The following is a 23,669-nucleotide window of genomic DNA, read 5'->3' as shown; positions in this document are numbered from 1 at the left end:
GTCCGCACATCTCCGCCTCACGAGGGACGGTTCCGCCATGCCCAAGGCACGGACGTTCGGCCGGACACATCTGGCGCTCTGCCTCGCGCTCGCCGCCGGTGTCGCCGCCATCGGCGTGAGCGCGGTGGCCGACGCCACCGCCTCACGCCCGGGCGACCCGCGGCCCGTGGTCATCCGCGACACCAGCGGCGGCGCGGTCGGGCGGCTCAGCATCCTGCGCGAGGGGTTCGGGACGGCGCGCGTCTCGGTCTCGGTCAAGGGCCTGACGCCCGGCTTCCACGGCTTCCACATCCACACGACGGGCCTGTGCGACCCGAAGGCCGTCGATCCCGCGACCGGCCAGGTCTCCCCCTTCTTCACCGCCGGCGGCCATCTCGACCTGGCCGGCGCCGTCCACGCCGGGCACTCGGGCGACCTGCCGCCGCTGCTGGTCGGCAAGGACGGGTCGGGCTCCGCGTCAGTCGTCACCGACCGGTTCGGCCTGCGCGAGCTGACCGACGCCGACGGCAGCGCGGTCATCGTGCACGCGCTCCCCGACAACCTGGCCAACATCCCCGCCCGCTACGCCCCCGACGGCCCCGACGAGGCCACTCACCGGACGGGCGACGCGGGCGGACGCACCGCCTGCGGCGTGATCCGGTGACGCGACGCGCGTGAGGCCCGCCGTGGCCGGGCAGTGACGCGACGCGCGTGAGGCCCGCCGTGGCCGGGCGGCGGTGTGCGGCTAGTCTCGTGCCGTAACGCCGCCGACCTCGGGGAGTTCCCGTCATGATCTTCATCACCGCGAAGTTCCGCGTCCTGCCGGAGCACGCCGGCCGCTGGCCGGAGATCTCGGCCGAGTTCACCGAGGCCACCCGCGCCGAGCCGGGCTGCCTGTGGTTCGACTGGTCGCGCAGCCTCGACGACCCGGCCGAGTACGTCCTCGTCGAGGCCTTCCGCGACGACGCGGCCGGGGCGGCGCACGTGGGGTCGGCGCACTTCAAGCAGGCCCAGCAGGTGCTGCCCGGCTACCTGGCCGAGACGCCGCGCATCGTCAACGCGAACGTCCCGCAGGACGACTGGTCGCTGCTCGGCGAGATGGCCGTCCCCGAGCGCGGCTGACCGCTCAGGGCCGCAGCACCAGCGCCGGATCCAGCGCCAGGGTGGCGACCGCCGGCGCGAGGAACACGATCGCCAGGTAGAACTGCGGCGAGCGGTCGGCCCCGCGCAGGTGGGCGTAGAGGGCGCAGACGAAGTAGAGGACGAGCCCGGCCGCGGCCGCCGTCCCGGCCAGGGGCACGCCCAGCAGGCCGAGCGTCAGGCCCGCCGCGCCGGCCGCCTTCAGCGTGCCGGTCGGCCAGACCAGCCACGACCGCGGCACCCCGGTCCGGTCGAGCGCGGGGCCGAGCGACCGCATGACCGGGGCGAGCCGGGTCATGGCGGCGACCCCGGAGAAGGCGTTGCAGGCGATCGTCACCAGCGCGGTGACGACGTAGGCGGTGGAGTGCGGCACGGGATCCTCCGGACGGTGTCGGCTCGTCAGCCCTGCGGGCCGAGCCCGGACGCGTGGCCCGCGGCCGAGTGGTCCTGGGGCTGATACGCGGGCGAGCGGTCGTCGGCCGGGTCGTCCTGGGGCTGCTGGGCGGGCGAGCGGTCGTCGGCCGGGTGGTTCTGGCGGGCGAAGGCCGGGGCGTGGGCGGCGGCCTCGGCCTCCTTGTTCCGGTCGCCGCGGAAGCGGGAGGGCTGCTCGTCGAGGGGCTCGTCGACGTTCATCGCCGACAGGGCCACCACCCGCCGCGCCCCGCGCTCGGCGGCACGGGCGAGCAGGCCGGGCGCCCCGTCGCCGATGGCGCGCGGGTGCAGGAAGACGGCGGTGACGCCGTCCAGGTGGCCGGCGAAGGTCTCGGGGCGGGCCGGGTCGCCCTCGACGGCCTCGGCCCCGGCGGGCAGGCGCACCCCGGCCGCCGAGCTAGACCCGCCGACAAGGGGTGCTTTATCCGGATCGGAGCGCTGGGCGGCTACTCTGCGGCCCATGCACACCCAGTCACTCGCACCCGGTCCGGCCCTCGGCCCCAGGCTCATCAGAGCCGAGATCCTCGTCGTGCTGTCGGTCTCGCTCGGCGCCAGCGCGGTGTTGTCGCTGGTCCGGCTGATCGGCTCGCTGACCGCGCCCAAGGAGCTGAAGGGGCAGCATGCCGTGCTGGTCGGCTCGCTGGCCCCCGGGCGGCCGTGGCTGGACCTGACCTTGCAGCTCGTGGACATCGCGATCTCGGTGGCGCCGGTCGCGCTGGTGGCGTACCTGCTGGTGCGGTCGGGCGAGTCGTTGCGGACGATCGGGGTGGACCTGCGCGAGCCCGGTCGCGACACGTTGCGCGGCGCGCTGCTCGCCGCCGCGATCGGCGGCACGGGGCTGGCCTTCTACCTGGTGGTCTACGCGCTGGGCGTCAACCTGACGGTGGTGCCGGGGCAGTTGCCCGAGGTGTGGTGGCGGGTGCCGGTGCTGCTGCTGGCCGCCGCGCAGAACGGCGTGCTGGAGGAGGTGCTGGTCAGCGGCTACCTGCTGCACCGGCTGGACCAGGCGGGCTGGGGTCCGTGGCGGGCGGTGGCCGTGTCGTCGGTGTTGCGGGGGTCGTACCACCTGTATCAGGGGTTCGGGGGGTTCGTCGGGAACGTGGTTATGGGGCTGGTGTTCGGACGGTTGTACCAGCGGTGGGGGCGCGCGATGCCGCTGGTGATCGCGCACACGCTGATCGACGTGGTGGCCTTCGTCGGGTACGCCGCTCTGCACGGCCGGGTGAGCTGGCTCCCCTGACGCAAGCAGCTTGCACGCCTGTCGCAAGAAATCGATGAACACTTGCAGCTCGCCAACAAAGCTCCGAAACTCCTTCGCAGGAGCCTTGTGTCGCGGGGTCGTGGGGTCCTACTGTCACCTCACCCCCCGAGAGAATCGAGCTTCGGATGTCAGGCACGAGCACATCCCGGAGAGTCGTGGCGGTGCTCGCCGCGGCTCTCGGCCTCCCCCTCGCCTCGCTCGCCGTCCCCGCGCCGGCCGTAGCGGCACATGGGCCCGTGGTCACCAGGGCCGCCCTCGACCCGGCCCTGGTCGCCGGCCGGGGCGCGCGCGTCGGCTTCGCCGAGCAGGAGGCCGAGAACGCCTCGACGGACGGCACGGTCATCGGCCCCGACCGCACCGCCTACACGTTGCCCGCCGAGGCGTCCGGACGGCGGGCGGTCCGGCTGACGCCCGGCCGGCACGTCGAGTTCACCCTGCCGGCCGCGGCCAACGCCGTCACGGTCCGCTACAGCATCCCCGACGCGCCCACGGGCGGCGGCATCACCGCGCCGCTCGACGTCGCGGTCAACGGCCGCCACCGGGCCACCATGACGCTGACCTCGCAGTACTCCTGGCTGTACAACCAGTACCCCTTCACCAACGACCCCGGCGCCGACCTGCTGCACCCGGACTGGTGGATCACCGAGTGCTCCTGCGTGCCCAGCGCCACCACCCCGGCCCCGGCGATCGCCAAGCCGTTCCGGCCCAGCCACTTCTACGACGAGCAGCGCCTGCTGCTCGGGCGGACGTACCGGGCGGGCGACCGGATCCGGCTGACGGCGAGCGCCGGAGCCGCCTGGACGGTCATCGACCTGCTCGACTCCGAGCTCGTCGCCCCGCCGCGGATCGAGCCGGTCGCGGCCAACGTGCTGGCCTTCGGCGCGGACCCGTCCGGGCGCCGCGAGTCGTCGGCCGCCTTCGACCGGGCCGTCGCCTTCGCCAGGCGCGCCCACCTGAAGGTGTACGTCCCGCCCGGCACGTACCAGGTCAACCGGCACATCCTCGTGGACGACGTGACGATCACCGGCGCCGGAAGCTGGTACACGATCATCAAGGGCCGCGAGGTCACCCTGGACGCCCCGGCGCCCGACGGGTCCGTCCACACCGGCGTCGGCTTCTACGGCAGGGACGCCGCGGACGGCGGCAGCCGCAACGTGCACCTGTCCGGGTTCGCCATCGAGGGCGACGTCCGCGAGCGCGTCGACACCGACCAGGTCAACGGCGTCGGCGGCGCGATGAGCGACTCCACGATCGAGGGCCTCCACATCCACCACACCAAGGTCGGCCTCTGGTTCGACGGCCCGATGAGCGGCACCCGCGTCACCGGCAACGTGATCGCCGACCAGATCGCCGACGGGCTCAACCTGCACACCGGCGTCACCGGCACGGTCGTGTCGGACAACTTCGTCCGCAACTCCGGCGACGACGGCCTGGCGATGTGGTCGGAGCGCACGGCGGACGCGCGCAACACCTTCGACCACAACACGGTCCAGACGCCGGTGCTGGCCAACGGCATCGCGATCTACGGCGGCACCGACAACACGGTCTCGGCCAACCTGCTCGCCGACCCCGTCCGCGAGGGCAGCGCCCTGCAGGTCGGCTCCCGCTTCGGCGCCGAGCCGTTCGCCGGCCGCCTGGACATCACCGGCAACACCACCGTGCGGGCCGGCACGTACGAGCTGAACTGGAAGATCGGCCTCGGCGCCATCTGGTTCTACGCCCTGGAGCGGAACATCGACGCCGACATCCGGGTGACCGGTGACCACTACCTGGACAACACCTACAACGCCGTCATGCTGGTCGCCGACTGGCCCGTCAAGGACCTCTACGCCATCACGAACCTGCGCTTCAAGGACGTCCGGGTGGACGGCACGGGCACCTCGGTGCTCAGCGCCCGCGCCGCCGGCTCGGCCGCCTTCGAGAACGTGGACGCCCGCAACGTGGGCGCGGTCCCCGTGAACAACTGCGGCAGCTTCCACTTCACCCCGTCCGGCTCGGAGTTCACGCTGACGGACGGCGGCGGCAACGACGGCTGGCTCGCCCCCTGGCTCCTGCCCAACACCCTCACCTGCGACGACCGCCCTCCACTGATCCCCCCACCGGCCCCCGCCCCCTGGTGAGACGGCCGCGTTAGGCTCCGGGGTGCGGGGCAGGGGGACGGCATGACCGACACCTACGACCGGGTCGCCGTTGTCACGGGCGCCGACTCCGGCATCGGCAGGGCCACCGCCGTGCTGCTGGCCGAGCACGGGTTCGACGTGGGGATCACCTACCACGAGGACGAGGACGGCGCGCGGGAGACCGCCGCGCTGGTACGGGAGGCGGGCAAGGCGGCGGCCGTGCGCCGTCACGACCTGACCGACCCGGTCCGCGCCGCGCACGTCGTCGACGAGCTGGCCGGGGATCTGGGCGGGCTCGGCGTGCTGGTCAACAACGCCGGCACCGGGTCGTCGGAGCCGCTGCTCGACATGGACTACGAGCGCTGGCGTTCGGTGTTGTCGGTGGACCTGGACGGGCCGTTCCTGTGCGCGCAGCGGGCGGCCCGGCGGATGGTCGCCGAGGGGCGCGGCGGCCGGATCGTGAACGTCACCAGCGTGCACGAGGAGTACCCGAGGGTGGGGGCGGGGCCGTACTGCGCGGCCAAGGGCGGGTTGAAGCTGCTCAGCCGGGTGCTGGCGCTGGAGCTGGCCGCGCACGGCATCACGGTCAACACGGTCGCGCCCGGCGAGATCGCCACCCCGATGACCGGGCAGGAGGACCGGCCGCCGCGGGTGGGGAGCCGGCCGGGGTACCCGATCCCGCGGCCGGGCGACGCCCGGGAGGTCGCCGCGGTCATCGCCTTCCTGGCCTCGCCGGCCGCCTCGTACATGACCGGGTCGTCGGTGTTCGTGGACGGCGGCCTGGTGACGATGGGACCGCAGGCGGCGGGGGCGCTCCAGTCCGGCGACTGGCGTTGACCCCGCACCCCCGTCCGCCCGCTCCCACACGGCACCCCCGCCCTCAGGCGGTGGCCCGCCGTCCTTCAGGCGGTGGCCGGGTGGCCGACGGCGAGGGCCGCGGCCACCTGCGGCGCGACCCGCTCCGCCCAGTGGCCCAGCAGCTCCTCCAGCTCGGGCAGCCGCGACTCCAGCACCGCGAGCCCCGGCGTCGGCACGGTCGCGCCCAGTTCCACCAGCAGCGGACGCAGGTGCACCTCGACCGCCAGCGCGTGCTTCGGATCGCCCATGACCAGCAGCGGCAACGCCACCACCCCGGCCAGCGCCTCCGGCCGCAACCGGTCGAGGAACGCCTTCAGCAGCCCGGTGTACGTGCCCTTGTAGGTGGGGCTGGCCACCACCAGCACCCGCGCCTCGGCGACCAGCTCCAGCGCCACCTCGACGCCGGGCGCGGGCCCGGGGGCGAGCAGGTGCGGCCCGAGCGCCGACAGGTCGATCACGTCGTGCGCGCCCGGGAGGCCGAGCCGCCGCGCGACGGCCTCGGCGGCCTCCACGGCCACGGTCCGCGTCCTGGAGCCCTCGCGGGGGTTGCCGACCAGCGCGACGACGCTCATCCGGCCACCGCCGCCGCCAGCCCGGCGGCGTACCGGGAGACGGGCCGGGTCAGGCCGTAGTTGTCGCGGAGGGTACGGCCCTCGTACTCGTACCGGAACAGGCCCCTGACCTGCAACTCCGGCACGACGTGGTCCACGAAGTCGGACAGTCCCGACGGGAGCAGCGGCGGCATGATGTTGAAGCCGTCGGCGGCCCCGGTGAAGAACCACTCCTGGAGCTGGTCGGCGATCTGCTCGGGCGTCCCGGCGACCACGCGGTGGCCGCGGCCGCCGGCCAGCCGGTTGAGCAGCTGCCTGACCGTCAGGCGTTCCCGCCTGGCCAGGTCGATGACGAGCTTGCGCCGGCTCTGCGCGCCCTCGGTCTCGACGGCCACGTCCGGCAGCGGCCGGTCGAGGTCGTCCTCGGACAGCTCGATGCCGGTCAGGTGGGAGAGCTGGGCCAGGCCGTAGGCGGGGATGATCAGATCTTCGAGCTCCTTCTCCAGGTGCAGCGCCTCCCGTTCGGTCGAGCCGATGATCGGCGAGATGCCGGGCAGGACGAGCACGTCGCCGGGCTGCCTGCCGTGGGCGGCCACCCGTCGTTTGAGGTCGCTGTAGAACTCCTGGCCCTCCTCCAGGGTCTGCTGGGCGGTGAAGACGGCCTCGGCGTGCCGGGCGGCGAACTCCTTGCCGTCCTCCGACGACCCGGCCTGCACCAGCAGCGGACGGCCCTGCGGAGAACGGGAGGTGTTCAACGGCCCCCGGACGGCGAAGTGGCGGCCGATGTGCTCGACGGGATGGATCTTGCCGGTGTCGGCGTAGCGGCCGCCGGTGCGGTCGCCCAGGATGGCGTCGTCCTCCCAGCTGTCCCAGAGCTTGCCGGCGACCTCCAGGAACTCGTCCGCCCTGGCGTAGCGGGCGGCGTGCGTGGGGCGTTCGACGCCGAAGTTGAGCGCCTCGGCCTCGCTGGCGGAGGTGACGATGTTCCAGCCGGCCCGGCCGCCGCTGATGTGGTCGAGGGAGGCGAACTTGCGCGCCACGTGGAAGGGCTCGTTGTACGTGGTGGAGACGGTCGCGATCAGGCCGATGTGGTCGGTCACCGAGGCCAGCGCGGCCAGCAGCGTGAGCGGCTCCAGCCCGCCGAGCGCGTTGTGCCGGACGTCGCCCTGCAGCGCCACGCCGTCGGCGAGGAAGAGCGAGTCGAGCTTGCCGCGCTCGGCGATCCTGGCCAGCTCCTGGTAGTGGCGGACGTCGGTCAGGCGGCTCGGCTCGGTGCGGGGGTGCCGCCAGGCGGCCTCGTGATGGCCGACGCCCATGAGGAAGGCGTTCAGGTGGAGCTTTCTCGTCACGTGGTCCTCCAGGTGGAGAAGCGGCGCTCGACGCCGATCAGGAGCAGGTTGAACAGCAGGCCGACCACGGAGATCGTGATGATGCCGGCGTACATGTCGGGGATGCGGAAGCTGGACTGGGCGTCGAGGATGAGGTAGCCGAGCCCGGCCTTGGCGCCGACCATCTCGGCGAACAGCAGCACGAGGATCGAGTACGCGCCCGCCAGGCGCACCCCCGTGAAGATCGTGGGCACGGCGGCCGGCAGGATCACCTTCTGGAACAGCCGCACCGGACCGAGGCCCATCGACCGGGCCGACTTGATCAGCAGGGGTTCGACGGTCTTCACGCCGCTGACGGTGTTGAGCAGGATGGGCCAGGAGCAGGCGTACAGGACGAACGCCACCTTCGTCGTCTCGCCGATGCCGAGGATGAGCGTGAAGACCGGCAGCAGCGCGACCGCCGAGGTGTTGCGGAACACCTCCAGCAGCGGGGTGAGGAAGTCGGCGACGGGCTTGTACCAGCCGATCAGCAGCCCGAGCGGGATGGCCAGCACGATCGCCAGCCCGAAACCGGACAGCGAGCGCGCCAGCGACGCCCCCAGGTGCTCCGGGAGCCGGCCCGTGAGCAGCAGGTCCGCGCCGGCGGCCAGGCTCTCCGACAGCGGGGGCACGAACACGGGGTCCACCACGCCGAGGCGGGGCAGCACCTCCCAGGCGGCCAGGAGCAGCAGGATCGCGGCCGAGTTCCGCACCGCCCGCCGCGCGGGCCCGCCCGCCCGCCGCCACGTCGCCGCCTTCCGGCTCGTTCTGGTTGGGGCCGTCTTCCGGTCCTCCCCCTCGGTGGGCCGGACAGCGGTGGGCCGGACAGCGGTGGGCTCGTCCCGGGTGGCGGGGTCGTCCCGGGTGGCGGGGGCGGGGTCGTCGTCGGGGAGGTCGTACCAGTGGGCGTCGCCCTCGGGACGCGTCCGTTCGTCGGCGCGGGCGTCAGTCATGCCGGATCGCCGCCTTCCGCTCCTGCACCTGCGCCGCGGCGACCTCGTCGCGCAGCAGCCCCCACACGTGGTGCCGGTACTCGCCGAAGCGCGGGTCGGCCCGCAGGTCGCCCTCGCGCGAGTCGAAGTCCACCTCGATGATCTCCTTGATCCGGCCCGGTCTGGAGGTCATCACGGCGACGCGTTGCCCCAGGTAGACGGCCTCGTCGATGCCGTGCGTGATGAACACGACGGTCTTGCGGGTGTGCTGCCAGATGCGCAGCAGCTCCTCCTGGAGCGACTCGCGGGTCTGCGCGTCGAGCGCGGCGAACGGCTCGTCCATCAGCAGGACGTCGGGGTCGAAGGCCAGGCTGCGGGCGATGGCGACGCGCTGGCGCATGCCGCCCGACAGTTCGTGCGGGTAGCGGTCCTCGAAGCCGGACAGCCCGACCAGTTCCAGGTGCCGCCGCGCCCGTTCCGTACGCTCGGCCCTGGGCACGCCCTTGGCCTCCAGCCCGAAGGCCACGTTGGCCAGCGCGGTCCGCCAGGGGAACAGCGCGTACTGCTGGAAGACGATCCCCCGGTCGAGGCCGGGCCCGGTGACGGGCGCGCCGTTGACCACGATCCGGCCCGACGTCGGCTCGGTGAGGCCCGCGACCAGGTCGAGGAGGGTGGACTTGCCGCAGCCGCTCGGCCCGACGAGCGTGAGGAACTCCCCTTCGCGGACGTCCAGCTCGATCCCGGACAGGGCGGTGAACGGCTCGCCCGCGTCCCTGACCGTGAACTCCTTGGAGACGTTCCGGATGCCGATCTTCGTCTGGACGCCGGTCTCGCTGATCGTGGCGGTCATGAGCCGCTCCCGTTCGCGTAGGGGTTGAACTCGTTGGTGTAGAGGTCGGTGGCCTTGACCTGGCCAGGACGGATCTCGCCCTCGCGCTGGAGCCAGTCGATCCACCGCTGGAACTCGCGGCTGTCGATGACGCCGCCCCTGCCCGCGATGCCGGTGCTCTTCCAGAGCTTCACGACGTCGGCGGTCTCGTTGCGCCCACGCCTGGCGATGATCTGCTCGAACTTGGCGACGACCTCCTCGCGCGGGCGGGTCTGCGCCCAGGCGATGGCCTTGGCGAAGCCGGTGACGAAGGTCCTGACGGTGCCGGGGTTCCTGGCGATGAAGTCCTCGCGCAGCACGACGGCCCCGGCCGTGAACGGTCCGAACAGCTCGACATCGGTGAACAGCGGACGCAGCCCGCCGCGTTCGAGCGCCTTGTCCTTGAGCACGCCGCCGAGCGTGCCGACGTCGAGCTGCCCCTGCCGCAGCGCCTGCTCGGTGTTGACCGGCGGGATGACCACGAGCTGGACCTGCTCGATCTCGGCCGCGGTCAGCCCCTGACGCTTGAGGTACTCCTTGATGACGGCCTCGTGGTGGGCGCCGAGGGTGTTGACGCCGATCTTCTTGCCGATGAGGTCGCGAGCGGTCCTGATGGGGCTGTCGTCCTTGACGTAGTAGCCGTTGAACGACTTCTCGTCCGAGCCGTAGTAGCCGATCACCGCCTTGATCGGGGCCTTGGCCGCCTTGAGCTTGATGACGGCGCCGTCGAAGGCGCCGCCGAAGTCGGTCTGGCCGGTGGCCGCCGACTGGATGTCCTGCGGCCCCGAGGTGGTGTTGCCCACCCACTTGAGCTTGACGTCGCCGAGGTAGCCGAGCTCGGCGGCCAGTTCGGGGAAGGTGACGTTGCCCGCGCTGCCCTGGTAGCGAAGCTCCTTCACCTCCGGTTCGCCGGGTTTCGCCGAGCCCTCGGCCGCGCCGCAGCCGACGGTCACGGTGGCGAGCAGCACGGCGAGGAGTGCACGTCTGATGTTGATCACGATGAGTTCCTCTGGGGAGAACTGCGCAGGGGGTAGGGAGGTCTGCCGGAGGTGCGTGATCAGCGACACTGCGCGCTGGCGACGTGGCCGTGGTCCACGTGCGGGCGCCGGGTCAGGTAGAGGCCCTGGCTCATGCGTACGAAGCTACGGAACCCCGGACGTGAAGTCAACATTTCCTACTGGCTTTACATGAAACACTGTCAGGAACGGCCCGCTTCCGGAAACGACGGTCCCCACTTGCCCGGTTTGATGATCTACTCTGGCGGGAATCCGGTCCGGGGATGAACGAGCTCGGACACCGAGCTTCGTCGCAGCCCCGGGAGCTGATCAGCGTGGGCGAAGCCGAATGGCCCGCAGATCTCGATGTGGGAAGACTGCTGGAGTCGGGGTGGCGGCCTACCCCGTTCCGGCAGTTCATACTCAAGCTCCACAGCCGCTGCAACCTGGCGTGCGACTACTGCTACATGTACGAGATGGCCGACCAGAGCTGGCGCCGCCAGCCGCGCCGCATGTCCGGGCCGACCATCGACCGCGTGGCCGCCCGCATCGCCGAGCACGCCGAGGCCAACGGCCTGGACGGCGTCGAGGTGATCCTGCACGGCGGCGAGCCCCTGCTGGTCGGCGTCGACCACATGCGCTATGCGCTGACCGCCCTGCGCTCGGCGCTGCCGTCCGGCGTCGAGCTGGTGGCCCGCGTGCAGACCAACGGCGTCCAGCTCAACGAGGGCTTCCTGAGCCTGTTCGCCGACCTGGACGTCTACGTGGGCGTCAGCCTCGACGGCGACAAGGAGGGGCACGACCGCCATCGCCGCAATGCCTCCGGCCGAGGCAGCTACGAGCAGGTGCGGGCCGGCATCGAACGCCTGACGGCGCCCGCCTACCGCCACCTGTTCGGCGGCCTGCTGTGCACCCTCGACCTGGCCAACGACCCGGTCACGACCTACGAGGCGCTGCTCCGGTTCCGCCCCCCGGTGCTGGACTTCCTGCTGCCGCACGGCAACTGGACGACTCCCCCGCCCGGCTGGTCGGATACCGGCTCGCCGTACGGCGACTGGCTGGTGGCCGTCTTCGACCGCTGGTACCGCGCGCCCGAGCGGGAGACCCAGATCCGCATGTTCAGCCAGATCATCCGGCTGGTGTGCGGTCGGCCGTCCAGGAGCGAGGGGATCGGCCTGTCGCCGGTGGCGGTCGTGGTCATCGAGACCGACGGCAGCATCGAACAGGTCGACACGCTCAAGTCCGCCTACGACGGCGCGGCCGGCACGCTGCTGCACACCTTCCGCGACTCCTTCGACGCGGCGCTGCTCCTGCCCTCCATCGCAGCCCGGCAGATCGGCGCGCGGGCGCTGTCGGACGAGTGCGCCGCCTGTGAGCTGGCCAGGATCTGCGGCGGCGGCCTGTACCCACACCGGTACCGTCCGGGCAGCGGGTTCCGCAACCCGTCGGTCTACTGCCGCGACCTGTACCGGTTGATCAGCCACATCCGGCGGACCGTGACCGACGACGTGGCCGACCTGACCAGAGCCGACCCGCGCACCCCCGAGCTCCTCGCGCCCGGGGGGTGAGCGGGCCCGACCCGGTCAGACCGGCGGCGGGTCGAAGTCGCAGTCGAGGTGGCGCCGCTCGCCGGCCACCCGGGTGTCGGGGTGTTCGGGGCCCAGCGTCTCCAGGTAGGACCGCATGGTCTCGTCGAAGAGCGCCCTGCCCGCCTCCGACTGCCCGGCGGCCTCCAGGTCGGCCGACAGGTTGGCCGCCGCCGCCAGGGCCGTGGGGTGGCGCGGGCCCAGCAGGGCGCTGAGGCGCTGGTGGGCCTCCACACCGATCTCGCAGGCGTTCTTGAGGTCGCCCAGTACGGCCAGGTCGCTGGCGTAGTTGACGGCGATGAGCAGGTAGTAGTGGTGGTCGCGGCCCAGCCTGCGCTCGATGCCGTCGAGCGCCTTCTTGTTCAGCTCGCGCGCCGCCTGCGGGTCGCCGAGCACGCGGTGCAGCAGGGCCACGTTGCTGGCGCAGCCGTGGTTGTACGGATGGTCAGTGCCGTAGATCCGCGGGTAGCGGTTCATGGTGTCGAAGGCCAGCTCGTAGGCCTGCTCCACGTTGCCGTTGGCGCGGTTGCAGTTGGACAGGCAGGTGGCGGCGGCGAGCGTGCTGGGGTGGTCGACCCCGTACAGCCGCACGTAGCGCTCGTGCACGTCGATGGCCTGCAGGAGGGCGTCCTCGGTCTCGCCGGACCGCAGCAGGGCGATGGCCAGGTCTTTCTGGGCCAGCAGGATGCGCGGGTGGTTGGCGTCGAAGAACTCGCGGCCGAAGATCAGCGCGTCGTCGCAGACATCGACCGCCTGGCGGTAGTCGCCGCACAGCCGCACCACGCGGCCGAGGCCGGTGCGCAGGTTGAGCTCGGTGCCGCGGGTGACCGCGGTCTCCCCTCCCTGGGCCGTGCGCAGCGCCTCCAGGAGCAGTTCCTTGGCACGGACGTAGTCGGAGGTGAGGCCGTAGTCGAGGGCCAGGCTGTTGATCGCCCTGACCGTGCTGACGTCGTCGGGCCCCAGCACCTTCCTGTGCAGGCGCAGCGACTCCTCGTCGTGCTCCCTGGCGTCGATGAAGCGGCCCTGCGCGCGCAGGTCGGAGCCGATGCCGTTGAGCAGGATCAGGGTGTCGCGCTCCTCCTCGCCGAGCGCCGCGCGCGTGGAGACCAGGGTGGCCTGGTTGAGCTTGTACGCCTCGGCGTAGCGGCCCTGCTCGCGGTAGAGGTCTCCCTGCAGGCGCTTGGCCTGGAGCACGTGCCGGTTGTCGGCACCGGAGTCTTGCGTCCAGCTCTTCAGGAACGTCTCCACGTGGCTGCCGGTCGCGGCGAAGTTGCCGGAGGAGCTGAGGTAGGTCAGCATCTTGATCGCGAAGTCGCGGACCTCGTCCCGGCGGCTCTCGGCCACCCTCGCCGGCCGGACATGGGCCAGCAGCGCGTCGTAACGCGGCCAGTTGGCCGGGTCGTCGGGGGCCGTCGGCACAGCGCCGACGAGCAGCGAGTGGACCTCCGCCCGGATCTCCTCCTGGACCTCCGGTTCGAGCTCCTCCCGCAGCAGGGCCTGGATCAGGCGGTGGACCTGGAGGGTGGCCGGTCGCCCTGGGCCGCGCTGGCCACCGGCCTGACCGCTCGCCTCGGCCTCGACCCGCACCAGGGCGTATTTGGCCAGCGTGCCGATGGCACCGCTCAGCTTGATGGGGTCGGCGAGCAGCTCGGCGATCACCGGGCGCACCGCCCCCCTGACCGGGACGAGCACCGAGCGCGGGATGGGCTCCGGCCCGAAGAAGGCACAGCAGCGCAGCAGCTCCATGGCCTCGGGCAGGTTCTCCTTGAGCTTGTTGACCGACAGCCCCCACGCGGCCGTCATGGAGACCGGATACTCCGAGGGCTTGCCCCTGCTCAGCAGCTGGCTGGTGTGCTCCTGGAGCAGCTTGAGGTACTCCTCCGGCGCCATGCCGGTCTCGCTCTGCAGCGCGGCCGCCTGCTCCAGCGCCAGTGGCAGGTCGCCGAGCGCCTCGGCCAGCTCGACGGCGACGGACTCGCTGATCGCCCTGCGCAGGCGCTTCTGGAAGAACTCGACGCTCTCCCGCCGCGGGAAGACGTCGACCGGGACGGTGTCGACGACGCTCTCCCAGCGGTGGTTGCGCGAGGTGATCAGGACGTGCCCCGGCCCGGGACGCACGATCTCCCTGATGTCGTCCGGCTCGTCGGCGTTGTCGAAGATCAGCAGCCACCGGCGGGTCGGATCGCCGCGGCGCAACGCCTGCAGGACGGCGTTGGCCGCCTCGTCGATGCCGGTCGCGGTCGGGCCCGGCAGGCCGAGCTGGGGCGCGAGCTGGGCCAGCGTCGAGCGCACCAGGCCGGGCTGGTCGGAGGGGATCCACCAGACGAGGTCGTACTCCTCGCGGAAACGATAGGCGTATTCGATCGCGGCCTGCGTCTTGCCGACGCCGCCGTAGCCCTGCAGGGCGTTCGGCACGACCGCGGTGGGCTGCTGGAGAATGCTGTCGCGCAGCCTGGACAGCAGCTCCTCCCGGCCGGTGAAGTTCTTGTTCCGGGGTGGAACCTTCCAGACATTGGGAAAGTCGCTCACTGCGCGCAGTGCGGCGGACGGCTCTGGAATCGTCACGTGCCCGCCCTTCTGTCCGTGCCTTCACGGGTGCTGGTGCAGGAATGGAAAGTCGTTTTCGAGAATGAGGCAAGATAAAACGACAGACTGTCATGGTAGCGGCCCGGCGGGTTCCGTACTACCCGGGCGATAACGGCGTCCGCCAATGACCTGTTCAGGACGGCACTAATTCACCGCCTATTGGCTGGCACGCCGAATTCGGCCACCCTGGGATCAGCCTGTTGAGCACTTCGCTCCGTACGGGCCGGTCATCCGGACGGGGAACGCTGCGGGCAGGCCAGAGCCGACGAGGGAGCGCCCATGGCACCGCAGGTCGTCACGCACCACAAGGATCTTCTTGATTTGTCCGCACTCTCATCCGCCCGTCTCGAAGGGCTGGGGAACTCCGTGATCGCACTGGAGTTACTCGACCTGCTCGAGTCGGGCCCGGGGGAAGACGAGGTGTTCGCCGCGTTCGACAACAGCACCCCGATGCCGTACCGACCGGGCAATCCGTAATCACGAACCGATTCGCCGGGACCCGGCGGGAGATCTTTCCCCGGGTTTCGGCGAACCCGAAAACCGGGCGCCGGCCACGGCGATGCCATACCATGGGGAGCCATCGAGAATCGTGCAGCGGTGACAGCCGGACGTTGAGCTCGAAACCGGACGGAATTATTCAGCAGTCTCGCCGCCACACGCGTCTTGCGGCATTGACCGGGGCGGGCGCCTCCGCAGTCCGGTCCCGGGCCACAAAGGAATACGACGTCGTCCTCGGTGAGTGAGGTCTGGTCCCATGACTGCTTCCGGCCCCCGACGCGGTCCCTTCGTCGGAGCTCGTCCTTTCGACGAAGGCGACGGGGCCCTGTTCTTCGGACGGTCCGCGGAGACCGCGGAGCTGGCCGGCATGTGGCGGCGCAACCGGCTGACGATCCTGCACGGCGCGGCCGGCGCCGGCAAGACCTCACTGCTGCGGGCCGCCGTGATCCCCCTGCTGAGGGACGAGCGGGCGCACGTGCTGCCGGTGGGCCTGGCCCGCTCCACCCGCGTCTGGCCCGCCGCCGCGCTGCCCGAGCACAACCCGTACGTGATCGCGCTGCTGTCGTCGTGGTCGGGCGGCGGCTCGCTGGCCAGTTTCGCGGGCCTGTCGGTGAGCGACTTCCTGCGCAGGCTCCAGCGCAACGACGGCGTCGCCGGGCCGACGCTGGCCGCCGTCGACCAGGTGGAGACGTTCCTGCGGCTGCCCGACCCGTACGAGCACCTCAGGGAGAGCTTCTTCGACGAGCTGCTGGGCTCGTTGTCCCAGCGGCCCGACCTGCGCCTGCTGCTGTCGGTCCGCACCGATCACCTCGACGAGCTGCGGCACGTGCTCAGGCGCTACGCGGTCCGGGAGCCGCAGGAGCTGGCGCTGCCGCCGTTCACCCGGGCGCACGCCGTCCAGGCGATGCGGCTGTCGGCCGAGTCCACCGGCGACGGCGCCGCCGCGGACAAGGTCGAGGAGCTGGTCGACGAGATCCGCACGGTCCGCGACGACACCGGCCGGCCCTTGCCCGCCGCCGACGAGGTCGACCCGCTGCTCCTGCAGGCCGCCGGCGCCCGGCTGTGGGGTGATCCGCCGGACCCCGAGCGGTTCCTGCTGACGGAGCTGGACACCGCCGCCGACCGGGCGGTGCGCGAGTTCTGCGCCGAGACGCTGGCCGGGGTCGCCGCCGACTACCTGTTACCCGCCGGCCGCCTCATGGCCTGGTTCCGCCGGGACATCCTGCACGAGTACGGCAGGCTGTCCGACCCGGTCGCGGACGTGGGCGCGGTCGTGCTCAACGCCCTGGAGGACCGCTACCTGGTCAGCTCGCCCAAGTGCAACGGCCTGCCCATGCACGGCCCCCGCCACCCCCGGATGCTGGCCCCGCTCAGGCAGCTCGACGCCGCCATGTGGCCGCAGTCCCCGCCCGACCCCGCGGCCCGGCTGCGCGCCGCCAAACGCGCCGGCGACGAAGGTGAGCCCGAACGCGCCCGCCGGCTCGTCCACGAGGCCGCCCAGACCTGCCCGCCTCAGGCGTTGCGGCTGCGGGCCGAGATCGACACGCTCTCCGGCAACATCGACTACGACCAGGGGCTGCTGGCGGAGAGCATCGAACACTACCGCGCCGCGGCCCGGCTCTTCGAGGCCGTCGGGGACAACGCGGCCGTCGGGTGGCTGATGACGGCGGTCGGGCGCGTCGTCCTGGCTCAGGGCAGGCCGGGCCTGGCCGTCGAGCAGCTGCGCGCCGCCGTCGGCCGGGTGCCGGACGACCTCATCGTACAGACCGCGCTCGGCCAGGCCCTGTGGGAGGCCGGGCAGCCGGACGCCGCCCTGGCGGTGCTGAGCGACGTGCTGAACCGCGAGGCGGACACGCCCGAGGCCCGGCGCTCGCGTGGGGAGTTCCTGGCCGATCTCGGCGACGCGGAGTCCGCCCTGCGGGACATGCGGCAACTGCGCGGCGGCCGGCCCGCGCCCTCCACCAAGGCGGCCCGCGCGCTGGCGATGGCCAGCCTGACCCGTCCCGAGGTGGCCCACGACCTCGGCGACGCCCTCGACGAGGCCGAGGAGGCGCTGAAGGAGGCCGAGGAGAGCGGGCCCGTGCTGCTGCGCGCCGCCCGCGTCCACAAGCTGACCGGCGACGTCACCAGGGCGACGGAGCTGGCCGACCGCGCCATGACGGCCCGGCGCCCGCCGCTGCCCGAGCACCAGCGGCGGACGGCCAGGAAGCTGCTCGCGGGTTCGTGATGCCGGACACCGCCCTGGTGGCCCTCATCACCGGCGCATCGGCCGTGCTGGCCGCGCTGTCGGGCGCCGGATGGGCGATGGTGACCGAGCGGCTGAAGGCCAACCAGGCCACCAAGGCCGCCGCCGAGCAGCGCCGGGCCGACCGGGAGGAGGCGCGGGCCGAGACCCTGCGCACCGCGTTCGCCGACGCGCAGTCTGCGGTGCTGCGCTTCGGGCTGACCGTGAGCATCTCGCTCGACATGCGCACCGACCGGGACGCCCGCCTCGACGGCGAGGACCTGCCCGGCCAGTTCCGGCAGGCGCGGGTGGAGTACCTGGCGGCGGCGGTGGCGGTCGAGCGGTTGTGGCCGCTGTGCCCGGAGGGCGCCCGCGAGCGCATCGAGCAGCTCAGCACAGCCGTCACCAGGGCGTTCGGGCACGCCCGTTCGGTATCAAGTCCTGTTGTGGCCGGGGAGGAGGTTGAGGTGGCCCTCCAGCGGGCGCTGCGCGCCCTGAGCGCAGAGGTTTTCCCGCCCGCGCCGCCCCCTTCCGAGCTCGCCGTCCCGGCCGGCTGACGACCGCGCGCCACCGGCGGCCCAGGTCGTGCCCGAGCGGGGTCACCATGAGCGTCAGGACGACGGCCAGCAGGCCGATGGCCAGCGCCACCAGGACGAGTGCGCCCCTGGTGCCCCACACGGCGATCAGGTAGCCGGCCGACAGCGCCCCCAGCGGGACGGCGCCGCCGGAGAGGAACCGCCCGGCGCCCGTGACCCTGCCCAGCAGCTCCTTCGGCACCTCGTCGGCCTGGTAGACCGCGAGCGCGACGTTGATGTGCGCGCCGGTGAACCCGATACCGCCCCAGGCCAGCGGCAGCACGACGGCGACGAACACGACGCTGTCGTGGTCGACCAGCGCCACGAACCCGGTCAGCATCAGCCAGGACCACACGCACGTCACGATCACGCCCCGGGTGCGCCCCTTGCTCTGCAGCCGCGACGCGGTGAACGAGCCCAGGACGCCGCCGAACCCGGTGGCCGCGATCAGGCAGCCGATGAGCAGGCTCGGCAGCCGCTGCTGATGGGCCAGCAGGATGAGGACGAGGGCGAGCGTCTGGAAGAAGAAGTTGGCCAGCGCGCAGACGATCAGCACCGGCACCAGGAACCGTTCCCTGCGCAGGTAGGCGAAGCCGTCGCCCAGGTCGGCCACCAGCGCTCTCACCCGCGGTCGCGGCGGGACGCCGTGCGGGGTGAGCCGATCCTTGGCCATGCGCAGCAGCGCGAACACCGACAGGAACGAGGTCAGCGCGTCGACGGCGAAGGCCAGCGCCCGGTGCAGGTCGAACAGCAGGCCGCCGAGCGGGCGGCCGAGCAGCGCCGCCGCGTGCACGCGCGCCTCGTTCTTCGCCATCGCGCCCGGCAGGTGCTCGCGCGGGACGAGCCGCGGCACCACCGTCGCCTCCGCGGTGCTGAAGAACACCAGGCAGACGCCCTGCGCCGCGGCGACCAGCGGCAGCACGACGTGCTCCGGCATGCTCGCGAACGCACCGGCCGTCAGCAGCACGGCGAGCACGCCGCGGGCCAGCAGGCTGACGATCATGACCCGCCGCCGGTCCATGTAGTCGACCAGCGCGCCCACCGGCAGGGCCAGGAGGATCCGGGGCAGCGTGCCGGCCGCCGTCACCCAGCCGGCGAACACCGGCGAGCCGGTCAGCGACAGGGCGAGCAGGGGGACGGCGAGCATGGCGTTCGTCGAACCGAGCTGGTTGGCCGCCGAGGCACTCCACAGGAGGTTGAAGTCGCGCCGCCACGGGGCGCGTCTCCCGTCGGCCGGGCCCTCGCCCGCGGTGCTGTCGGTCACCTCTGTCGCTCCCAAGGCGCCCGGACACTGGGCAAGCCAGGTGCGGTGTCGTCCACAGCCGGCCTTAGTGTCACAAGGTTGAAGACCGGCCTTCGGACGGTGATCGTACCCGTAACGGGGGCCTGTTACAGGCAAACGGCCGCCTCGACGTGCCAAAGGTCCCTTGACCTCGGCGGGCGGTGGGCCGGGTTGACAGGGGGGTCGGGGTGGTTTTCTCTGCAACCAGGCGGGGGCGGAGGGGAGCGTTCATGCGTGGTCTTCGGCGATTCTTGCTCAGCCTGGTCCTGTGCGTGCCGCCGGTCGTCCTGCCGGTCGCGCCCGCCGTCGCCGCCGGGCCCGCGCCCGCCGGGCCCGGGGCCGCCGCGCACTTCGGGCAGGCACGCAAGGACTGCGTGGGGACGGCGGCGGGCCGGGCGTCCAAGATCTGGTACACAGTGGCGGGCGGCATGTTGTCCGACGTCTACGAGCCCACGATCGACAACACGAACGTCGAGACGATGCAGTTCGTGGTCACCGACGGCCGCACGTTCACCGAGTCGCAGGCCCGCGACACCACCTACCGGGTGGAGACCGGGCGTTCGGGACTGAGCTGCACCGTCACCTCCACCAGCAGAACCGGCCGCTACCGGCTGACCACCACCTACGTCACCGACCCGGGCAGCGACGCGGTCGTCGTCCGGACCCGGTTGCAGCCGCCCGGCCTGCGGCTCTACGTCCGGCTGGACGCAAGCGTGAACGGAAACGGCGGCGGCGGCCCGGCCGACGGCGGAGCCGACACCGGCACGGTGGACGCCGCCACCGGCGCGCCCCTGATCTCCGACACCGGCACCGTGACCTCGGCCCCCGAGCGCGACTACGCGGTGCCCACCCACCTGGCGCTGCGGGCCGAACGGCGCCTGCCGCTGGCGAGCGTCGGCTACGCGGGCACGTCCGGCGACGGGCTGGCGCAGCTCGACGCCGACCACGAGCTGACCCCCTACGACAGCGCGCCCCGCGGCAACGTCGTGGCCACCGCCCGGCTGCCGATCGACGCCTCGGGCGCGGTGACGTTCGCGCTGGGCTTCGGGCGCACCGCCGAGGCCGCACTGCGGACGGCGGGCGCGGCGGCGGCGCGGCCGTTCGAGTCCACCCGCGCCGCGTTCGAGGCGGGCTGGGCGGCCTATGACGAGGGTCTGCGCCGGCCGCCCGCCGCCCTCGCCGACGCCTACCGGCTGTCGGCCAACGTGCTGAAGGCGAGCGAGGACAAGACCTTCCCCGGCGCGGTCGTCGCCTCGCCGGCGAGCCCGTGGGGCCAGGCGGTCGACGCGGGCGCGCTGCCCGGCGGCAAGCCGGTCTACTTCGGCTCCTATCGCGAGGTGTTCGCCCGCGACCTGTACGAGGCGTTCACCGGCTTCCTCACCGCCGGCGACCTGGCAACGGCCCGCGCCACCACCCGCTTCCTGCTGGAACGCCAGCAGCTCCCCGACGGCAGGCTGCCGCGCAACTCGCTGCTCAACGGCCGCCTCGCGCCCGACTCCGGCGGCGACCAACTGGACGAGACGGCCTACCCGATCCTCATGGCCCACCAGTCCGGGCTGGGCGGCGAGGCGGAGCTGTGGCCGCGTGTACGGGCGGCGGCCGACTTCCTGCTGGCGCACGGGCCCGCGTACGGCGTGGAGCGGTGGGAGGAGCAGGCGGGCCACTCGCCGTCCACGATCGCGGCCGAGATCGCCGGGCTGGTCGCGGGAGGCGAGATCGCCGACCGGCAGGGCGACCGGGCCCGCGCCCGGCTCTACCGCTCCGCCGCCGACCACTTCGCACGCTCGGTCAAGGGCTGGACGGTGACCACCACCGGCCCGTACGCCCCCCGCTACTTCCTGCGCCTGTCGCGCGGCGGCGACCCCGACGCGGCCGTCTCCTACGACCTGGGCAACGGCGGCCCCAACGAGGACCAGCGCCGGGTGGTGGACGCCGGTTTCCTGGAGTTGACCAGGCTCGGCGTCCTGCCCGCGGACGACCCTGACGTGCTGGCCTCGCTACTGGTCGTGGACCGGGTGCTGCGGCGCACGACCGCTAGCGGCCCCGGCTGGTACCGGTACGGCTCGGACACGCCGGGCACCGAGGACGGCTACGGCGACTGTCACGAGCCGGACCCCACCTCGTGCGCACCGTCCGGCAGGCCGTGGCCGACCGGGAACACCGGCTCGGGCCACCTGTGGCCGGTGCTGGCCGGGGAGCGGGCCGAGCAGGCGCTCCAGACCGGCGATCAGGCCACGGCGGCGGCGCTGCTGGCGGCCATGCGGGCGATGTCGTCGGGCACGGGGCTGGTGCCCGAGCAGGCGTGGGAGAACCCCGGCCTGGCCGCAGCGCCGTACGGGAGCGACCCCGCGACCGCCTCGATCGGTTTCCGCGACGGCGGTCCGGCGGGCTCGGCGTCCCCGCTGACCTGGGCGCAGGCGCAGCTGGTACGGCTCGTCCTGTCGCTGGGCGCCCGCCGCCCGGCCGAGCAGCCGGAGGCGGTCCGCGAGCGGTACGCCGCGCACGGCATGCCGGGCACCACCCCGCTCACCGTCACCGCACCCTCCGACGGCGCGGCCCCCGACGGCAGCTCGGTCGCCGTCGAGGGGACGGCCGCGCCGGGCGCGCTCGTGGACGTCGAGGCCGCGCCCGTCGACCTCGGGACGCCCGCGCGGGTCGTCTCGGTGCGCGCCGGGCCCGACGGGGCGTTCACCGCGCGGGCGCCGATCGCGTTCGGCGAGGTCGTGCTCACCGTCGCCGCGACCGCGGGCGGCCGCACCGCCTACGCCCGGCGCTCGGTCGTCGGCGACGTCGTCGGGGGCACCACCGTGCTCGACGTGGCCGATCCCGAGGGCGACGACGACGGCCCGGGAACGTACGCCTACCCGACGGCGGCCGACTTCCGTCCCGGCGCGTTCGATCTGCGGCGGTTCCAGGTGATCACCGACGCGACCACCGTCTACCTGCGGGCCGAGCTGCGCGACCTGACTCCCACGTTCGGCAGTCCGATGGGCGCGCAGCTGCTCGACGTCTACGTCCGTGACCCGGCCGCCGCCGGGTGGTCGGCGCAGGCCGCGTTCCCGCAGCGCAACTACCGCATCGCCGAGGAGGACGCCTGGTCGCAGCGCGCCGAGGCCCAAGGTTTCGCCGCGCCGGTGCTGGTCGGCGCGGACGGGCGCGGGCGCGGCGGCGCTGCGGTGCGCGTGTCCGGCGCCACCAGGACGATCACCGTCGCGCTGCCCAGGGCGTCCTTCGGCACGCCGGGGCCCGGGTGGCGGTTCGCGGTCGTCCTGACCGGCCAGGACGGCTACGCCGCCGACCAGGCCAGGGGGTTCGCTGCGACGCCGGAGCCGTACCGGTTCGGAGTGTGTCCGGAGGGCGGCGGCGCGCCCCTGTGCGCGGCCGACCCCGGCACGGTGCCCAAGGCCCTGGACGTGCTCACCCCCGCCGGGGTGTCCCAGGCCGACGAGCTGAACCCGCTGCTCGGCCCGGTCACGCTCCGCGCGGTCACCGTGCCCTGATCGGCCGCGCGCGGGACGGTCCGGTGGCCGGGCCGGACCGCCCGGTAGTTCAGGCGAAGCGTTCGATCGTGACCGGGATCAGGCCCTGGCCGCGGATCGCCTGCCGGTGGTGGTGGAGCAGGGCGCCGATGGCGGCCAGCGGGCCGGCGCTCAGGCGTACGGTGACGTCCAGGCACCAGGCGATGCCGGGGCCGATGCGCCGCAGCTCCCAGGTGAAGGTGTGTCCGGCGGCGGTCGCCGTGGCGGTGCCGGCGATCCTGGCCCGCGGGTTCTCCCGCGGCGGCTCCAGGCGCAGGACGGTGCTCACGTTCGCCAGGCCGCGCTCGCCGAGCTCCCCCGCGAACAGGATGCGGTAGCGCCGGGTCTGCGCCGAAGGGGAGCCGCCCAGGTCGAGCGGGGCCGCGGCGGGGAGCGCCTGGCGGTACTGGAAGAAGGCCCGCAGCTCGGCCTCCTCCGGCAGCGCGCCGCCGCCGAGCATCGAGTAGGTCTCGCGGGCGTCGCGCCGGGTCACGGGCAGCACCCGGTCGCGCAGCGCGGGGTCGGCGCGGATGGCCCGGCTGGATCCGGGCGACTCGCGCCACTCGCCGCACTCGGCGGTCCATTCCGCGCAGTCGATGCCCGCGGCGGTGTAGTCGTCGCAGAGCACGAACTCCTCGACCAGGATGCCCAGGGGAAGTGTTCCGCGGCCACGGTCGGCGGCGTAGATCAGGTAGTAGTCCAGGGGTACGTCGGCGTCCATTGGCGACATGATCGTGGTGCGGGCCCTCGCGGGCAAGGCGACATTCTGATGTTCGCGCAGGTCCTGCCGTCAGATGACGGTCTAGTGGCCCGTCACCGAATCTTGGACGGGTAATTGATCTCCAGCGGTGAACCCGCCAGGCTTGCTGCCTCTTCGATATTGGGAGGTGGTCGTGG

At 72.8% G+C, this 23,669-nt stretch carries 19 protein-coding genes; 9 read left to right on the top strand and 10 right to left on the bottom strand.

All coding sequences use genetic code 11. The features are described 5' to 3' along the window. Nucleotides 1-37 precede the first annotated feature (37 nt). Together AB0J46_RS27645 and AB0J46_RS27640 are read left to right on the top strand one after the other, a co-directional pair. On the top strand, nucleotides 38-643 hold the full coding sequence (locus tag AB0J46_RS27645; RefSeq protein ID WP_364336810.1) for a superoxide dismutase family protein: 606 nt from the start codon (nucleotides 38-40) through the stop codon (nucleotides 641-643). A 125-nt stretch (nucleotides 644-768) separates the two neighbouring features. Continuing rightward, nucleotides 769-1,101, top strand: coding sequence for a putative quinol monooxygenase (locus AB0J46_RS27640; protein ID WP_358292493.1), 333 nt, complete (start codon nucleotides 769-771; stop codon nucleotides 1,099-1,101). Nucleotides 1,102-1,105: 4 nt separating this feature from the next. On the opposite strand, the gene AB0J46_RS27635 is transcribed toward AB0J46_RS27640, so the two are convergent. Both AB0J46_RS27635 and AB0J46_RS27630 read right to left on the bottom strand, forming a co-directional pair. Then, nucleotides 1,106-1,492: a DoxX family protein gene (locus AB0J46_RS27635; protein ID WP_364336808.1), complete on the bottom strand. Its 387-nt coding sequence runs from the start codon at nucleotides 1,490-1,492 to the stop codon at nucleotides 1,106-1,108. 26 nt (nucleotides 1,493-1,518) lie between these two features. Continuing rightward, the gene (locus tag AB0J46_RS27630; protein WP_364336806.1) at nucleotides 1,519-2,013 is read right to left on the bottom strand and encodes an NAD(P)H-binding protein; all 495 of its coding nucleotides are present in this window, start codon (nucleotides 2,011-2,013) and stop codon (nucleotides 1,519-1,521) included. Here AB0J46_RS27630 and AB0J46_RS27625 point away from each other — a divergent pair. From AB0J46_RS27625 to AB0J46_RS27615, 3 genes are all read left to right on the top strand, one after another. Next, a complete protein-coding gene (locus AB0J46_RS27625) occupies nucleotides 2,012-2,791 on the top strand; it encodes a CPBP family intramembrane glutamic endopeptidase (protein ID WP_364336804.1) in 780 nt (259 codons plus the stop codon). The genes AB0J46_RS27630 and AB0J46_RS27625 overlap by 2 nt on opposite strands. Before the next feature lie 182 nt (nucleotides 2,792-2,973). Further along, nucleotides 2,974-4,932, top strand: a complete 1,959-nt coding sequence (locus AB0J46_RS27620) for a glycosyl hydrolase family 28-related protein (protein WP_364336803.1) — start codon at nucleotides 2,974-2,976, stop codon at nucleotides 4,930-4,932. A 42-nt stretch (nucleotides 4,933-4,974) separates the two neighbouring features. After that, a complete protein-coding gene (locus AB0J46_RS27615; protein WP_364336801.1) occupies nucleotides 4,975-5,769 on the top strand; it encodes an SDR family oxidoreductase in 795 nt (264 codons plus the stop codon). Between the two features lie 65 nt (nucleotides 5,770-5,834). On the opposite strand, the gene AB0J46_RS27610 is transcribed toward AB0J46_RS27615, so the two are convergent. Genes AB0J46_RS27610 through AB0J46_RS27590 form a run of 5 tightly spaced genes read right to left on the bottom strand, consistent with a single transcriptional unit; the run spans nucleotide 5,835 to nucleotide 10,506 of the window. Continuing rightward, nucleotides 5,835-6,362 carry an NAD(P)H-dependent oxidoreductase gene (locus AB0J46_RS27610; protein ID WP_364336799.1) on the bottom strand — a complete coding sequence of 176 codons (528 nt, stop codon included), beginning with the start codon at nucleotides 6,360-6,362 and terminating at the stop codon, nucleotides 5,835-5,837. Further along, nucleotides 6,359-7,690: an LLM class flavin-dependent oxidoreductase gene (locus AB0J46_RS27605; protein ID WP_364336797.1), complete on the bottom strand. Its 1,332-nt coding sequence runs from the start codon at nucleotides 7,688-7,690 to the stop codon at nucleotides 6,359-6,361. Before AB0J46_RS27605 ends, AB0J46_RS27610 begins: the two co-directional genes overlap by 4 nt. After that, nucleotides 7,687-8,661 (bottom strand): ABC transporter permease, encoded by a 975-nt coding sequence (locus tag AB0J46_RS27600; RefSeq protein WP_364336795.1) that lies wholly within the window; start codon nucleotides 8,659-8,661, stop codon nucleotides 7,687-7,689. The genes AB0J46_RS27605 and AB0J46_RS27600 overlap by 4 nt, the downstream gene beginning before the upstream one ends. Continuing rightward, nucleotides 8,654-9,490, bottom strand: a complete 837-nt coding sequence (locus AB0J46_RS27595; protein ID WP_364336793.1) for an ABC transporter ATP-binding protein — start codon at nucleotides 9,488-9,490, stop codon at nucleotides 8,654-8,656. The genes AB0J46_RS27600 and AB0J46_RS27595 overlap by 8 nt, the downstream gene beginning before the upstream one ends. Further along, nucleotides 9,487-10,506 (bottom strand): ABC transporter substrate-binding protein, encoded by a 1,020-nt coding sequence (locus AB0J46_RS27590; protein ID WP_364336791.1) that lies wholly within the window; start codon nucleotides 10,504-10,506, stop codon nucleotides 9,487-9,489. Before AB0J46_RS27590 ends, AB0J46_RS27595 begins: the two co-directional genes overlap by 4 nt. A gap of 365 nt (nucleotides 10,507-10,871) precedes the next feature. Here AB0J46_RS27590 and AB0J46_RS27585 point away from each other — a divergent pair, with 365 nt between their 5' ends. Then, the gene (locus AB0J46_RS27585) at nucleotides 10,872-12,071 is read left to right on the top strand and encodes an FxsB family cyclophane-forming radical SAM/SPASM peptide maturase (RefSeq protein ID WP_364336789.1); all 1,200 of its coding nucleotides are present in this window, start codon (nucleotides 10,872-10,874) and stop codon (nucleotides 12,069-12,071) included. 15 nt (nucleotides 12,072-12,086) lie between these two features. Here AB0J46_RS27585 and fxsT read toward each other — a convergent pair whose 3' ends face one another. Further along, the gene (gene fxsT / locus AB0J46_RS27580) at nucleotides 12,087-14,654 is read right to left on the bottom strand and encodes an FxSxx-COOH system tetratricopeptide repeat protein (protein WP_364336787.1); all 2,568 of its coding nucleotides are present in this window, start codon (nucleotides 14,652-14,654) and stop codon (nucleotides 12,087-12,089) included. 300 nt (nucleotides 14,655-14,954) lie between these two features. On the opposite strand from fxsT, the gene AB0J46_RS27575 reads away from it, so the two are divergent. Continuing rightward, nucleotides 14,955-15,152, top strand: coding sequence for a hypothetical protein (locus tag AB0J46_RS27575; protein ID WP_364336785.1), 198 nt, complete (start codon nucleotides 14,955-14,957; stop codon nucleotides 15,150-15,152). Between the two features lie 277 nt (nucleotides 15,153-15,429). Then, nucleotides 15,430-17,400 (top strand): tetratricopeptide repeat protein, encoded by a 1,971-nt coding sequence (locus AB0J46_RS27570; protein ID WP_364336784.1) that lies wholly within the window; start codon nucleotides 15,430-15,432, stop codon nucleotides 17,398-17,400. A 399-nt stretch (nucleotides 17,401-17,799) separates the two neighbouring features. Here AB0J46_RS27570 and AB0J46_RS27565 read toward each other — a convergent pair whose 3' ends face one another. Further along, on the bottom strand, nucleotides 17,800-19,236 hold the full coding sequence (locus AB0J46_RS27565) for an MFS transporter (RefSeq protein WP_364336782.1): 1,437 nt from the start codon (nucleotides 19,234-19,236) through the stop codon (nucleotides 17,800-17,802). A 248-nt stretch (nucleotides 19,237-19,484) separates the two neighbouring features. Here AB0J46_RS27565 and AB0J46_RS27560 point away from each other — a divergent pair, with 248 nt between their 5' ends. Continuing rightward, entirely contained in the window at nucleotides 19,485-22,754 is a 3,270-nt protein-coding gene (locus AB0J46_RS27560) for a glucodextranase DOMON-like domain-containing protein (protein WP_364336780.1), read from the top strand. A gap of 49 nt (nucleotides 22,755-22,803) precedes the next feature. Here the strand turns inward: AB0J46_RS27560 and AB0J46_RS27555 are convergent, their stop codons facing one another. Continuing rightward, nucleotides 22,804-23,493, bottom strand: coding sequence for a hypothetical protein (locus AB0J46_RS27555; RefSeq protein WP_358292460.1), 690 nt, complete (start codon nucleotides 23,491-23,493; stop codon nucleotides 22,804-22,806). Nucleotides 23,494-23,669: the final 176 nt, after the last annotated feature.

Source organism: Nonomuraea sp. NPDC049758 (genome assembly GCF_040674635.1).
Lineage (GTDB): Bacteria > Actinomycetota > Actinomycetes > Streptosporangiales > Streptosporangiaceae > Nonomuraea.
Note: the sequence above shows the minus strand (reverse complement) of the source record. Positions and strands in the feature narration are given on the sequence as shown.